This window comes from Modestobacter versicolor (assembly GCF_041028285.1).
Lineage (GTDB): Bacteria > Actinomycetota > Actinomycetes > Mycobacteriales > Geodermatophilaceae > Modestobacter > Modestobacter versicolor_A.
On the sequence record NZ_JABGDB010000006.1, the window covers coordinates 1 to 13,787 of the forward strand.

At 75.5% G+C, this 13,787-nt stretch carries 13 protein-coding genes; 3 read left to right on the forward strand and 10 right to left on the reverse strand.

The window, feature by feature from the left end; translation table 11 throughout:
- Positions 1-800, forward strand: an 800-nt coding sequence (locus HL054_RS17620) for a hypothetical protein (protein WP_369140354.1), incomplete at its 5' end; no start/stop codon positions are given.
- Complete coding sequence (locus HL054_RS17625; protein WP_369140355.1) at positions 797-1,642, forward strand: glycosyltransferase family 2 protein; 846 nt, start codon at positions 797-799, stop codon at positions 1,640-1,642. The genes HL054_RS17620 and HL054_RS17625, both read left to right, overlap by 4 nt.
- Here the strand turns inward: HL054_RS17625 and HL054_RS17630 are convergent.
- The 10 genes from HL054_RS17630 to HL054_RS17675 all read right to left on the reverse strand — a co-directional run bounded on the left by HL054_RS17630 (position 1,626) and on the right by HL054_RS17675 (position 13,480).
- Positions 1,626-2,876, reverse strand: a complete 1,251-nt coding sequence (locus HL054_RS17630; RefSeq protein ID WP_369140356.1) for an oligosaccharide flippase family protein — start codon at positions 2,874-2,876, stop codon at positions 1,626-1,628. The two genes, HL054_RS17625 and HL054_RS17630, sit on opposite strands and share 17 nt — an antisense overlap.
- Before the next feature lie 12 nt (positions 2,877-2,888).
- Positions 2,889-4,334, reverse strand: a complete 1,446-nt coding sequence (locus tag HL054_RS17635) for an oligosaccharide flippase family protein (protein ID WP_369140357.1) — start codon at positions 4,332-4,334, stop codon at positions 2,889-2,891.
- On the reverse strand, positions 4,331-5,452 hold the full coding sequence (locus HL054_RS17640; RefSeq protein ID WP_440347954.1) for a glycosyltransferase family 4 protein: 1,122 nt from the start codon (positions 5,450-5,452) through the stop codon (positions 4,331-4,333). The genes HL054_RS17635 and HL054_RS17640 overlap by 4 nt, the downstream gene beginning before the upstream one ends.
- Positions 5,453-5,481: 29 nt before the next feature.
- A complete protein-coding gene (locus HL054_RS17645) occupies positions 5,482-6,189 on the reverse strand; it encodes a class I SAM-dependent methyltransferase (RefSeq protein WP_369140359.1) in 708 nt (235 codons plus the stop codon).
- Positions 6,190-6,203: 14 nt separating this feature from the next.
- Positions 6,204-7,289, reverse strand: coding sequence for a GNAT family N-acetyltransferase (locus tag HL054_RS17650; RefSeq protein WP_369140360.1), 1,086 nt, complete (start codon positions 7,287-7,289; stop codon positions 6,204-6,206).
- On the reverse strand, positions 7,226-8,215 hold the full coding sequence (locus HL054_RS17655) for a glycosyltransferase (protein ID WP_369140362.1): 990 nt from the start codon (positions 8,213-8,215) through the stop codon (positions 7,226-7,228). The genes HL054_RS17650 and HL054_RS17655 overlap by 64 nt, the downstream gene beginning before the upstream one ends.
- A 2-nt stretch (positions 8,216-8,217) precedes the next feature.
- Positions 8,218-9,204 carry a GNAT family N-acetyltransferase gene (locus HL054_RS17660; RefSeq protein ID WP_369140363.1) on the reverse strand — a complete coding sequence of 329 codons (987 nt, stop codon included), beginning with the start codon at positions 9,202-9,204 and terminating at the stop codon, positions 8,218-8,220.
- A 152-nt stretch (positions 9,205-9,356) separates the two neighbouring features.
- Complete coding sequence (locus tag HL054_RS17665) at positions 9,357-10,427, reverse strand: alpha-hydroxy acid oxidase (protein WP_369140364.1); 1,071 nt, start codon at positions 10,425-10,427, stop codon at positions 9,357-9,359.
- A gap of 75 nt (positions 10,428-10,502) precedes the next feature.
- Entirely contained in the window at positions 10,503-12,080 is a 1,578-nt protein-coding gene (locus HL054_RS17670) for a hypothetical protein (protein ID WP_369140365.1), read from the reverse strand.
- Positions 12,081-12,199: 119 nt separating this feature from the next.
- Complete coding sequence (locus HL054_RS17675; RefSeq protein WP_369140366.1) at positions 12,200-13,480, reverse strand: hypothetical protein; 1,281 nt, start codon at positions 13,478-13,480, stop codon at positions 12,200-12,202.
- An 88-nt stretch (positions 13,481-13,568) separates the two neighbouring features.
- On the opposite strand from HL054_RS17675, the gene HL054_RS17680 reads away from it, so the two are divergent.
- Positions 13,569-13,787: a hypothetical protein gene (locus HL054_RS17680; RefSeq protein WP_369140367.1), complete on the forward strand. Its 219-nt coding sequence runs from the start codon at positions 13,569-13,571 to the stop codon at positions 13,785-13,787.

Consider the following 13,787-nt stretch of genomic DNA (forward strand, 5'->3'; position numbering starts at 1 on the left):
TCGCGGTGGACGTCCTCGAGCACCTCCGCCGGTTGCGGCCGCGCCTGCTCCTGGCGCTCCTCCTCGCGCTGGTCGCCGGCGGTGCCACCTACGTCGTCTCCAACGCCCAGGCCCCTGTCTACGAGGCGACGCTGACCGCGTACGTGGACACCGGGGCCCCGGCCGGGAGCGCCGCGGACGCGGCGATCCGGACGGAGTGGACCGAGGGCGCCGTGGCCATGACCGCAGGCGTCCTCGACGACGTCGTCGACGAGGCGGGTGTCGACTGGAGCACGGGCGACGCGACCGACCGGACGAGCGTCGCGCGCGACCCCGACTCCGGCGAACTGCTGGTCCGCGTGCTCGGCCCGTCCCGGGACGCTGCGGCACGCGTCGCCGACGAGCTCGTGGTCGTGCTCGACCGACGGCTGGCCGCGCAGCAGCGGCGGACCGTGACCGCCGTCGTCCGCCCCCTCCAGGAGCAGGCCGCGGACATCGAGGACCGGCTCGCCGCCCTGCCCGCGGGCGGCACCGGCCGGTCGGGGCTGCAGGCGGACCTGGACGCGGTCCTCCAGCAGATCACCGACGCCCGCGACGACGAGGCCGCGGCCACCCTCCAGGCACTCGGCCCCGCGGTGGCCGCGGAGGAGCCCATCGCCCCGAAGCCGGTGGGGACGGCGGTGACCATCGCGCTGGTCGTCCTCGTGCTGGCGGCCGAGTGCCTGATGCTGCTCCGCCGCCGCCGCCGTCCGGCCCCCCCTGCCCAGCCTGGGCCGGGCGGCCGCGCGGGGGCTCCCGACACCCGCGGGGCCGGTGCGTGACCGAGTCCCCCCTGCTCGACGTCGTCGTCGTGACGCACGACTCCGGCGACGTGCTCGCGGCGTGCTTGGCCCCGTTGACCGGCCACCCCGACCTGACCCTCGTCGTCGTGGACTCCGGCAGCCGGTCCACCACCTACCTCGAGCGGTTCGCGGCTGCGGGTGTGCGGGTCGTCCGGCAGACCAACCAGGGGTACGGGACCAGCGCCAACGTCGGCGCCGCGCTCGGCTCGGCACCCTGGCTGGCGGTGCTGAACCCCGACGTCGTGGTCGACGCCGACACGCTGCGGGCCCTCGTCGACCGGGCCCGCGACTGCGCGGTCGACGCGCTCGGCCCCCGGCTCCTGGACGGCGAGGGCCGTGAGCAGGACTACCCCTACCGGGCCACCACGCCGTACTGGCGGCGACCGTTCCGCTGGAAGACGCTGCAGACCTTCGGCACGTGCCGGGAGACGGAGGTGCTCAACGGTTCCCTGGTGGTGTTCCGGCGTGCGGTCTTCGAGCGCACCGGCGGCTTCGACACGTCGTTCTTCCTCTACGCCGAGGAGGACGACCTGGTGACCCGGCTCCGCGCCGCCGGCGCACGGGTGGCCCGGTGCGCGGACGTGTCGGCGGTCCACCTCCACGAGCAGGGCTCAGGCGAGGTGCCCGGTGAGTGGCGGGGGTCGCAGCGGCTGCGGGGTCGGGCCCAGTACGTCGCCAAGCACTACTCCTCGGTCGAGGCGTTCCTCGACGTGTGCCTGAACCTGCACCGGCTGGTCCGGCGGTACGGGCCGGCGGGCACGGTGCGGGTCATCCGAGGCGCTCGGGTCGACCCCCGGGCCTCCGTCACGGCACCTGGCTGACCGCCGGACCGCTCCTCCGGGCGGCCGCCGTGCGACGGAGCAGGGCGACGGCCTGGACCGCCAGGACCGTCACCTCGGCGAGCAGGACGCCCGCCGCGCCGCCGGCCGCACCGTGCTCGCGGCCCAGGACGACCATCGCCGGGACGGCGACGAGGGCGCCGACGCAGGCGCTCACCCTGACCGCCGACCGGTCGCCGAGCGCGGGCAGCGCCACCACGCCGATCGCGCGGGTCAGCATGCCGACCAGGAAGACCCCCGCGAAGAGCAGCACGACCGGGGTACCGATCCGGACGCGGTCGTCGAAGAGGAGGGACTGCAGCCAGGGGAGGGCCGACACCAGGACGACGCCCCCGGCCAGGCCGAGCGCGGTGTGCGCGACCAGGCTGGTCCTGATCCGCCGCAGGTCGCCCGCCCCCCGGGCGACCCAGGACTGGAAGCTCTGGGTGACGGGCAGCGAGCCGGCCACGGCCAGGCGCATCACGCGGTCCGCTGCGGCGAAGGTGGCCACGCCCGCGGCGCCCGTCGCCGCCAGGATGGTCACCGGCAGGTTGAGGTACACCGTGGACGCGACCTGGGCGACGGAGAACGACGTCTGGTCCCGGAGGACGGCCCGCACCTCCCGGGGGGCGAGGGCCGCGCGCAGGCCGGTGACCCCCGCCCGGCGCACGAGGAGCACGTAGGAGACCGCCGAGGCCGCGGCCTGGCACAGCGGCAACGGCCACAGTTGCTCGGTCACCACCACGAGGACGCCACCGACGAGCGCGGACGCGACCTTGGGCAGGGCGTCGAAGACGACGTTCCAGGTGCCGCGGCCGAGTCCGATGAAGTACCAGATCGGGGTGACCCCGATCAGCATGGTCGCCACCGCGCCGAGCGCCGCACCCACCGGGTACGTGCCCGCCAGGGCCCACACCAGGGCCACCGCGGGCACGGTGAGCGCCGCTGCGACCCACACCTGGGTGGCGAGGGCACGTGCCAGGATGCGGGGGCGCTCGGCCGCGGACGCCCCGGCCACGGCCACCGGACCGGTGAAGGCCCAGCCCAGCCCGACCACGACCGCCGCCGCAGCGCCGACGGACTGCCCGATGGCGAGGTCGGAGAAGCCGGCGGCCCCGAGCGTCCGGGCCACGAGCGAGAGGTAGAGCAACGGGCTCAGGGCCACCAGGGCGGCTGCGGCGAAGAAGAGCAGGGTGGTGCGCAGCTCGCTGCGCCGGCCGGGGGTCACCTCGGGCATCGTGGCCGCACCTCAGTGCCGGGCCCGGGACGGGCGGCGGCGGAGCAGTTCCGCCCCGGGGAGCCGGAGCAGCGCACCGGCGAGGAGCACCAGCACGGTCGTCGCGACGGCCAGGACCAGCCAGGGCAACCGGTCGGCGGCCAGCTCGTCCAGCGCCACGCAGGAGGCCACGACGACGGCCATCGTGCCCACGGTCCGCCAGGGCACGAGGCCGCGGACCGGTCCCGAGGCCACCACGGCCCACATCGCCGCGCAGAGCAGGACGTCGGTGAGCACGCCGGCCACCGCCGCGCCCTCGAAGGAGGCGATCGGCACGAGCACGAGGGTCAGCACGACGGTCAGGACGAGCCCGAGAACCGCCACCGCCACGTAGGCCCGGTGCCGGCCCATCGCCATCAGGACGTTGAGCCCGAGCAGCGTCAGCATGGCGATGGCGGCGCCGAGGACCAGCAGCTGCGCCGCATCGGTCGCGGCGACGAACCGTGCGCCGAAGAGGAACACCACGAGCGGGTCGGCGACGGCCCAGAAGCCGACGACCGCCAGGCTGCCCACGAGCGTCACCAGGCCGATCACGTGCCGCACCCGGTCCCGGAACCGGTCGAGGTCGTCGGGCCAGGCGCCGACGAGGATCGTGAGCGTCGGCGCCAGCAGGGCCCAGCCCACGAGCCCCAGCGCGTCGGCGAAGCGGACACCGATGCTGTACAGCCCGATCGACTCGAAGGTGTCCAGCTTGCTGAGCACCAGGAGGTCGACCCGGGACATCAGCGTGAACAGGCCCAGGCCGATGGTCAGCGGGACGGCGTCGACCAGCATCGCCCGCCAGCGCCAGGCGTGCACCACCCCGGACGGCGGCGGCCCGGCTGCGCCGCGCCGCACCGCCCGGAGCTTCAGCAGGAGGAGCACCACCTCCCGGAGCACCGCCGGGAGGAGGAAGACCAGCAGGAACGGCGCGAACAACGCCGCCGCCACCGTCGCGGCGAGCTGCACCACCTGGGCGACGGCCTCGGCGAGGGCGGAGACCGTCAGGCGCAGCCTGCTCTGCAGCAGCACCGTGAGCGCGTTGCCCGGCGTGGCCAGCACGACGACCAGGCCGGCCACCGCGGTGGCCGCGACCACCTCGCCCGGGTAGCCACCCAGGAACACGACCGCGATGGCGATCAGGTAGCCGAGGAGGCCGAGGACCGTCCGCAGCGCGATGTAGCTGCTCGCGACGTCCGGGGTGTCCGCCCGGTCCTGCATCAGCCGGCCCAGGACCACCCGCCCGATGCCCAGGTCGGTCACCACCGCCATGAGCCCCAGCAGTCCGAAGACGAAGGAGAACTGCCCCCACTCCTCGGAGCTGAGCGCACGGGCCACGATGACGCTGCCGCCCCAGGCGAGCCCTGCGACGACGACCCGGCTGAGCACCAGCGCCATCGAGTTCCGGGCCGCCGCGACGTCCTGCTCGGCGGAGGTCACGACCGGCTCCTGCGACGTCCGTCCGTGCCCACCAGGGTGAGCAGGTCGACCAGCTCGTCCGCCGTCCTGGCCATGTCGTAGCGGGCCTCGACGTGGGCACGCCCGCGGCGGCCCATCTCCAGCCGCCGCTCCCGGTCACCGGTCAGCGAGCGCAGCGCGGCCAGCAGCGCGTCGTCGTCCCCCGGCGGCACGAGGAGGCCGGTGACGCCGTCGACGACCAGCTCGGGGACGGCGGCCACCGGGTGGGCCACGACCGGGAGCCCGGCCGCCGCGGCCTCGAGCACGGCGTTGGGCACCTGGTCCATCGTGCTGGGGAAGCAGAAGACGTCCGCGTCGGCGAGCACGTCCCACAGCCGGCCGTCACCGCTGCGCAGGTCGCGCACCACGCGGACCCCGGGCGCCGGGTCGACGTCCGCCGTCGTGACGAGGACGAGGTCGCACGCGTCGCGCAGGTGCCGCTGGTGCAGCGCCACCAGGTGGTTGCCGCCCTTCCGCTCCATCTGGTGGCCCACGAACACGATGGTCGGCCGACGCTCGGGGCGCTCGTCCGGCGGGGGTGGCAGGTCGACGCCGAACGGGAGGACGACGAGCCGGTCGGGCTCCACCGCACCGGTCGCCCGGAGCATGTCGGCGGTCCACCCGCTCGTGGCGACCACCCGGTCCGCCGCACGGAGGACCCGGCGCTCGAAGGGCAGGGCGACCCGCACCGCGGCCGGGGTCCACCGGGTGGGCAGCCGGTACGGGAGGCGGTAGGCGTTGGCCTCCGTCGTCGAGTCGGTGCTCACCACCGTGGGCACCCCGCGGAGGACGCCGCTGCTGAGCAGCACGCTGTGCTGGGTGTAGACGTGCACGACGTCGACGTCCCCCCGGCGCAGCCGCCGCCGGAGCCACCGGTGCACCGCGGCGGAGCGGACGAGCTGGGCACGGAGGGGCTGCAGGTCCGCGTCCAGCCGGCCCAGGACGGGGACCGGCAGGCGTGCGACCCGGCCGAGGAACCCGGGGTCGGGGGCGTCGAAGAACTCGGCCTGCACGTCGGTCCGCCCGGCGAGGTGCGTCCGCAGGGCGGCGTGCACGGTCCGGTGGCCGCCGAGCGCCTCGTTGACGAAGAGGACCCGCAGCGGGCGCGGAGTGGCGGGGCCCTCGGGCGCTAGGCGTTCGACGGTGCCCGCCCGACGTACAGACCCCGGTTGAAGGGGCTCACCGGGTCGTGCTCGACGCTCAGTCCGACGTCGGTCATGGCCGCCGTCATCTGCTCCCGGGTGAACAGCCCGATGCGGTGCTCCTCCACCAGGTGCTCGACCCGCTCCGGCGTCCCGACCAGGTAGTGGATGTCCAGGACCGAGACGTCGCCCTCCCGCTTGCTGGTGTACATCCAGCAGATCTTCAGGTCGGGCTGGTCGGCGTGGTTGGCCGTCACCGTGTCGGTCCAGTACCGGTCGGGCTCGAACCACGGCTCGACGACCAGCAGGCCGCCGGGGTTCAGGTGCCGGGCCATGGTGGCGACGGAGCGGCGCATGTCCTCGACGGTCTGCACGTAGCCGATCGCGCTGAACAGGCAGGTGACGACGTCGAAGCGCCGCTCCAGCTCGAAGTCGACCATGCTCGCCTCGTGGAACGGCACGCCCGGGCACCGCTGCCGGGCGACCTCGAGCAGCTGGCCGTCGAGGTCGAGGCCGACCACGTCGTAGGACCGCTGGAACTCCTGCAGGTGCCGGCCGGTGCCGCAGCCGACGTCCAGCAGGGTCGCCGCCCCGGGCACGTGCCGCTGGACCAGCTCGTCGAGCTGCGCGACCGCCGCCGGGTAGTCGACGAAGTGGTAGAGGGCGTCGTAGAACGCCGCGGACTTGGTGAACACGGTTCTCCCAGTGATCAGGTTCTCGGCCCGGACGGCGTCCGGGCGCCCGGCCGGCGGTACGCCGGGAAGTAGCCGGCGCGGTCGTCGGGGTCGGCGCCGACCTCCCGGGCCAGCGCCGCGTACTCGGCCGGCCGGTACACCTGCTTCAGCGCACCGAGCGGGAGCCGGGTGGCCCCGAAGCGCTCCTTGAACTCGGCGATGCCGTCGCCCCGCCGCACCCCGCCGCCCAGGTTGAGCCGCGGGACGCCCCGCTCGGCCAGGCGGGCGGCCGCGGCCCAGATGAGCGGCGCGGAGTAGTGCCGGCCGTCGGGGCCCGAGATGCCGAAGAGGTACTCGGCGTAGTGCGGGGTGGTCGCGAACAGGCAGGCGGCGACCGGGTCGCCGTCGGCGCCGTCGACGCCGACGAGGAAGGTGTCGTCGAGCTCGAGCAGGGCGGTCCAGGTCTCCGGGCGGAACGCGTAGGCCGCGGTCGCCCCGCTGGCCTCCAGGAACGCGTCGACGTGGGCGAGGAAGTACCCGGCCAGCCGGTCCTGGTCCTCGACGACGGGCTTACCGGCGGCCGCGAACGCCCGCAGCTGCCGCCGCCGGTTGGTCGACAGCGCCGCGTGCAGGGCGTCCAGGCCGCGGTCCAGCTCCAGCACGTAGACGTCGTTGTGCTCGGCGTGGTCGGGCGAGCTCCGGACGACGTCCGGCGCCAGCTCCGGGTTCAGGCCGACATAGCCGCAGACCCACCCCTGGTCGGCGGCGAACCGCACCCAGGAGTCGAGCAGCGCCGGCCCGACGCCGACCCCGGTGAAGCCGCCGAACCCGTAGGGGGTGACCACGTCCACCCGGCCCGCCTCGCCCCGCTCGGCGACGGCGCAGACCGCCCGCGACGGGCCGTCCTGCCAGACGTAGAGCGACGTCGGCCAGCCGGTGGTCAGCTGCATGGCGCGGCAGCTGCCCCAGGTGTGCGCGAAGGCGTGCGGGACGGCGGCGAGCTCCCGCTCCCACCGCTCCCGGTCGGCGAGCGGCACCAGTTCCTGCCGGACGCCGGTCACCGGGCGGCCCCGCCGTCCCGCGACCAGCGACCCCGCGAGCGCGTGTGCAGGTCCAGCCACAGCGCGACCCGCCGCAGCTCCCCCCGCCCGGGCCGCAGCCGGGGCACGTCCAGCGGCCAGGTCCGGAAGCTCTCCGCCAGGTGGTCGGCGGCGGCCTGGTGGTCCCCGGTCAGCGCGAGCTGGTGGGCCAGCCGCGCCTCGGCCACGGCGAGCCGGCGCCTCCGGTACCGGTCGTGCTGCGGCGGGACGACCCCGGACAGACCGCGGAAGAACTCGACGTCCAGCGTCTCCTGCCGCAGCGCGGACAGCCCGGAGAACATGCCGCCGCCGTGCAGGCGGTAGACGCCCATGACGTCGGGGAGGTAGTGGACCTCGCCCTCCGCGGCGGCGAGGAGGTAGAGCGGCAGGTCGCCCCACGGCAGCTCGAGGTACCAGGGCGGCAGCGGGTCGAGCACCTCGCGGCGGAAGACCGGCGTGCACGAGGCCACCGGGTTCTGCTCGAACCAGTCCGCGTAGGGGATGGTGCGGGCCTGGTCCGGCGGGTTGTAGAGGGCGTCCGGCACGCTGCCGTCGTCGGTGCGCCGGACGGCGTTGTGGAAGACCATCGTGCACCCGGGGGTGCGGTCCAGGTGGTCGAGCTGGGTGGCCAGCTTGTCCGGTGAGGTCCAGTAGTCGTCGCCGTCCATGCCGGCGATGAAGCGGCCGCGCGAGCGGCGCACCAGCTCCGCGTACAGCGCCTTGCCGCCCCCGCCCATGTTGCGCTCGGGGAAGAACGGCACGACCCGGCCGGGGTGCCGGCGGGCGTACCCCTCGATCACCGCCCGGGTGCCGTCCGACGAGCAGTCGTCGCCCACGACCAGCTCGATCGGCCCGACCCCGCGCTGCTCGAGCACGCCCTCGATGGCCTGGCCGATGAACGCCTCGTGGTCGTAGCTGGTGATGAGCACGCTGACCCGCACGTCGTCCCCGGGAGTGCCTGCCGCCACGGTCAGCCCACCTCGTCCTCGACGGACGGCGGCGGGACCTCGGCCGGGGCCGCCGGCGCCCGGTACGCCGGGAACCAGCCGGGCGCACCGTCGCCGGCCAGCGCCTCGTAGCCGGGCCGGTCGACGACCCGGCCGCCCAGCCAGGCGGGCAGCTCGGCGTTCGCCCACCCGCTCTTGAACCGGAACAGGCCGTCGTCGCGGTGGGCCGCGCCGGCGCTGCCGCCCAGGTCCACCCGGTCGACGCCGAGCTCGCGGAGGTGCTCGAAGGCGGCTGCGAAGATCGCGTAGGAGGCGCTCGCCTCGTAGCCCGCGGCGGTCGACGCGCCCAGGTGGTAGTACGCGGTGTCCCCGCCGACCAGCCACAGGGCCATGCCGACCGTGGCGCCGTCCCGCTCGGCACGGACGGCCAGCATCCGCGGGACGGCGAGCTGCTTGCTGAAGCTGTCCCGGGAGAACGCGCTGATCCCGGTCAGCCGGCGGCGGGCGACCAGGAAGTCGTAGAGGGCCACCCAGTCGTCGAGGTGGTCCAGCGGGTCGGCGCACACCTCCACCTCGACGGCGCGTGCCGCGCGACCCAGCTGACGGCGGTGGTGGGACGGCAGCGGCGCCGGCCGGGACAGCTCGCGCACCTGGTGCCGCTTGAACAGGACGAGGTGGTCGGGGAACGCGGCCTGCAGGTCCGCCGGCCGCCATGAGCCGAGCGGGTCGGCGACGGCCACCACGCTGAGCGGGTCGTCGTCCGGGGTCGCGAGGTCGTCGGCCAGCAGGCTCCAGTCGGCGCAGCTGAACAGCGGGTACGGCCCGCTGAGGTCGCGCCGGTCGGTGTCCGGGACGGACCGGCTGAGCAGCCAGCCCCCGCTGCCGGGCAGGTGCACGGGCCGGCCGACGTCGGCCAGCGAGGCGACGTAGCCCGGGTCGGCGTACGCGGGCACGTCGGCCGCGCCGGTGCCCAGCTGGCGGGACCGGTCAGCGCTCGGGGCCGACGGCACGGGTGCCTCCTCCGGTTCGGTGACCTGGGTGTCTCCGGCCGAGGCGGTCGACTCCCGGGCCGCAGGTCAGCCTGCCACCGAACCCGTGGCCGCGACGCACCCCGGGAGGGGGTCCACCCCCTCCGGGTGGCGCGCGGAGCCCGGCCGGGGGCTCAGCGGAGCAGGCCGGTCCGGGCGCCGAGGTGCAGCACCATCGACGGGTCGAGCTCGGCCGGGCGGGTGGCGCCGGCAACGGCCAGCACGTGCGCCAGGTCGGCGGCCAGCGCCTCCAGCGCCGCGGTCACCGCCTCCGCACCGCCTGCGGCCAGCGCCCAGAGCAGCGGCCGGCCCACGAGCACGGCGTCGGCACCCAGCGCCAGCGCGACCAGGGCGTCGGTGCCACCCCGGATCCCGCCGTCGACCAGCACCGGCACGCGCCCGCCGACCGCGGCCACCACCTCGGGGAGGGCCAGCGCGCTGGGCACCGCCCGGTCGAGCTGCCGGCCGCCGTGGTTGGACACGATGACGCCCGCAGCACCGGCCTCGACGCAACGCAGCGCCTCGTCACCGCGCAGCACGCCCTTGACCAGCACCGGCAGCCCGGAGGCCTCGGCCAGCTCGGCGATCACGTCGGTGGTCATCGACGGGTCCTGCTCGGCGGCCTCCCGGGCGATCGAGCCGGGCACCAGGTGCTGGGCCAGGTTCACCAGGTACTGGTCGTCGGGCACGGAGATCCGCACACCGTCGACCCGGCCCTTGCGGCCCACGTACGGGGTGTCCACGGTGAGCACCACCGCGCCGGCGCCCGCGGCGGCGGCCCGGCGCACCAGCGCGAGGGTCAGCTCCCGGTCGCGCATCCCGTAGGCCTGGAACCACCACGGCCCGGTCGCCGCGGCGGCGACGTCCTCGATCCGGCGGGAGGACCGGGTCGACAGCACCCCCAGCGCCCCGGCCGCCCCGGCACCGGCGAAGGTCGCGCACTCGCCGTCCGGGTGGGCCAGCGCGTGGAAGGCCATCGGCGCGACGACGAACGGCGACGCGGCGCGGGCGCCGAGCAGCTCGGTGGTGAGGTCGACGGTGGAGACGTCGTGCAGCACCCGGGGGCGCAGCCGGTACTCCAGCCAGGCCGCCTCAGCCTCGCCGGCCGTCACCTCCTGGCCCGACCCGGCGGCGTAGTAGCCGAGCACGGCGGGCTCGAGGCTCGCGCGTGCGGTCTCCTCGTGCTGAGCCAGCAGAGCGTGCACCGGACCTCCTCTTCCACTCGATGCCGGACGGCGGAGACTACGGCGGCGGGGCACCGCGGGGCGAGGGCGACTCCCTCAGAAGAGCTGGCGGTAGGCCGCCGCGGCCAGCGGCGCGGTCGCCGTCGGGGTGAGCGCGTAGGGGTTGCTGCCGGGCCAGACCTCGTTGAACAGCACCTCGTAGCGCAGCTGCCCCGGGCCGGTGCCGGCGTTGGCGGCGAAGAAGGCGTGCATCTGCTCCATGAACGCCGGGGAGTCACCGAAGTCGGCGTTGTTGCCCCACTCGCTCACCGCGAACGGCAGCCCCACGCTGCGGGCGAACTCGAGGTGCCGCTGGATGCCCCGCGGGGCGCCCCAGCGGTCGTAGGCCAGCGCCGCCTTCTGGAACTCGGCGGCGGTGCCCACCCACGGCCACATGTTGTAGTAGTCGACCGCGACGACGTCGACGTGTCCGGCACCGGGGAACGCCGTCCGCCAGTCCAGGCCGTTGGCGCCCTGGGTGTCGGAGTTGGGGCAGAACACCAACTGGGACGACGGAAACCAGCGCTGCTGGAGCGCCCGGAACCGCACCCAGGAGGCCCGGAAGTCCGCGGCGGTCGCGGCGGTGACCTGCCACGGGTACCAGTCGCCGTTGAACTCGTGGGCGAAGCGGACGTAGAGCGTCCCGGGGTGGCCGGCCCAGAGCCGGGCCATCTCCTGCAGCGACCGGGTCCAGCGTGCGTCGTAGGCGCCGCGGGCGGCGTCGGCCCAGGTCTCGCCCTCGCCGATGGCGCCGATGGCGATGTCCAGGTCACCGGTCCACCGCCCGAACTCCGCCTTGGGCTGGATGGTCCAGAGCTCCACCTGCGACACGTTGTCGTCGACCCAGGTGCCGGCGACGGGCACCGGCGAGCCGCGCCAGGTGGCGAACCGGCCGTCGGCCACCCCGTCGCCCGCCGCGCCCGAGGCCCAGGTCGCGGCCCGGACGGTCAGCTCGGTGCTGACCTGGCGGCAGGTGAGCCAGGACGTCGCGGCGGGGGGCACCGGGGCCTGCACGGCGACGGTGACCCGGGCGGTCCCCGCGGTCAGGTCGACCGGGAAGCTGAAGGTGCCGGCGCTGGTGCGGGTCGCCGTCCCGGTGGTGGTGCCGGTCGCGCCGGTCACCGTCCAGGTCAGCTTGCGCCCCTGCAGGTCGCCGCTGGTGCCGGTGACCGTCGTCCGGCCCGCCGGCACGGAGCCGCCGTCCTGCGGGGCGGTGACGGCGAGCGCGACGTAGGGGCACCAGACCGCGCCGTCGGCGACGGGCGGGGGCGGGTCGGTGGCCGGGTCCGCTGCCGGTGCCGCACCGGCGGGAGCGGCCGGGCTGGCGGGGTCGGCCGGACCGGACGGGTCGGCCGCGGAGGTCGTGGTCGGGTCGCCTGCGACGGGATCGCCGGCGGCCGGTGCGGTGCTGGTCGTGCTGCCGGCCGGGGACCCGGCGGGAGCTGCCGGGCTGCCCGGCCCCGGGACGTCGGGCCGCGCACCGCCGTCCGCCGGCGCACCGGCCACCACCGCCGGGACGGCGGGTCCGGCGTCTGCGACGACGGCCGGTGCCGAGCACGCCGACAGCGCCAGCACCGTGAGCAGCACGGCGAGGGCGGAGCGGCGGGGGTGCGCGGCGGGGCGCGGTCTGGGCACAGCACGTCCAAGCGGGTCGGGGGCTTCCCTCCCCTGATCGGCAGACCGGGCCCGGCCCCTGAGCCGCCGGCCTCACTCGATCGGGTGACCCCCCGCTGTCCGGCGCCGCCGGCCCGGGCTCACCAGAGCCGGGCGTAGGCCGCCGCGGTGTTCGGCAGGGACGTGGTCGGGAAGAGGCTGAACGACCTGCTGTCCATCAGCTCGTTGAACAGGATCTCGTACTGCAGCTGCCCGCCGCCGGTGCCGGCGTTCGCGTTGAAGAAGCCGTACATCTGCTCCACGTAGACCGCGGAGTCGCCGAAGCCGCTCTCCGCGCCCCACTCGCTGATGCCGAAGGGCAGCCCCACGCTGCGGGCGAACTCCAGGTGCCGCTGCAGCCCGCGCGGCCCGCCAAACGGGTCGTAGGTCAGCGCCAGCTGCCCGAACGCCTGGGCGGTGTCCACGTAGGACCAGTTGTTGTAGTAGCTGGTCGACAGCACGTCGACCTGGCCGGCGCCGGGGAACGCCGCCCGCCAGTCGCCGCCGAAGTCCGCGTCGCTCTCCCAGTTCGGGGAGAACACCAGCCGGGAGGCGGGGAACAGCTGCTGCTGCAGGGCCCGGAAGCGCTGCCACGACGTCACGAAGTCGCCCACCGAGGCCTGCGTCACCGACCACGGGTACCAGTCGCCGTTGAACTCGTGGGCGAAGCGGATGTAGAGGGTGCCGCTGTGCCCGGACCACAGCCGCGCGGCCTGCTGCAGCGACTCGGTCCACCGCGCGTCGTAGGCGCCCTGCGCCGCGGCTGCCCAGCTCTCCCCCGCGCCCGAGTCGATGGCGCCGATCGCGATCTCCAGGTCACCGGTCCAGGAGGCGTACTCCCCGGTCAGCGGCCAGAGCGCGGTCTGGCCGTCGGTGCTGTCGGCCCAGGTGCCGGCCATCGGCACCGGGGAGCCGCGCCAGCTGCCGAAGGAGCCGTCGGGCACGCCCTCGCCGGCCACCGCCGCCGACCAGCGGGGCGCCCCGGCCGGGTCGACCTGGAGGGCGGTGCCGGTGACGGCGCACGAGCCGTCGCTGGCCACCGACCAGAGCTGGGCGGTGTACGGCCCCGCGGCCAGGTCGACGGGGGCCAGGAAGCTGTTGCCGGTGCCGGCGGTGGAGCCCGAGGAGACCTCGAGGCCCGCGCCGTCCCGGACCGACCAGTAGACGGTGCTGCTCGCCGCGGGGGTGCTGCCGGCGACCAGCAGCGGGCCGGCGGCCACGGCGGCGCCGGCGGCCGGGGCGGTCACCGCCATGCCGGAGGTGGCGCAGCCCGGCGGCGGCGCGACGCTGACGTCGACCTGCGGCTCCTGCCCGGCGCCGCAGCCGGCCAGGAGCAGGACGACTGCCAGCGCGGCGGCGGCAGCACTCCGGGAGGATGCCATGCGGTCGATCATGACCCCGTGACGAGCCCAGCACCAGCCGTCATCACCCACTCGGGGAACCCACAGCTCCGCTCGCTACCGTGCCCGGATGCTGCGCTGGCTGGGGGCCCTGCTCACCGCGATGGTGATGACGGGGTTCGCGCTGCTGCTGCTCTCCGGTGACTACATCCGCGAGGGACCGGTCGTGGTCAGCCTGTCCGCGAACCACGGCATCCACCGCGGGGACGTCGGCATCGTGTCGTTCTGGGTGCTGGGCATGATCGGGCTGGGCATCAACCTGGCCACCAGCGGGCGCCGGCACCACTGA

Coding starts and splice junctions, on each gene's coding strand:
- HL054_RS17680 (WP_369140367.1), top strand. CDS start 13,569: ATGCTGCGCTGGCTGGGGGCCCTGCTCACCGCGATGGTGATGACGGGG.
- HL054_RS17630 (WP_369140356.1), bottom strand. CDS start 2,876: ATGCCCGAGGTGACCCCCGGCCGGCGCAGCGAGCTGCGCACCACCCTG.
- HL054_RS17675 (WP_369140366.1), bottom strand. CDS start 13,480: ATGGCATCCTCCCGGAGTGCTGCCGCCGCCGCGCTGGCAGTCGTCCTG.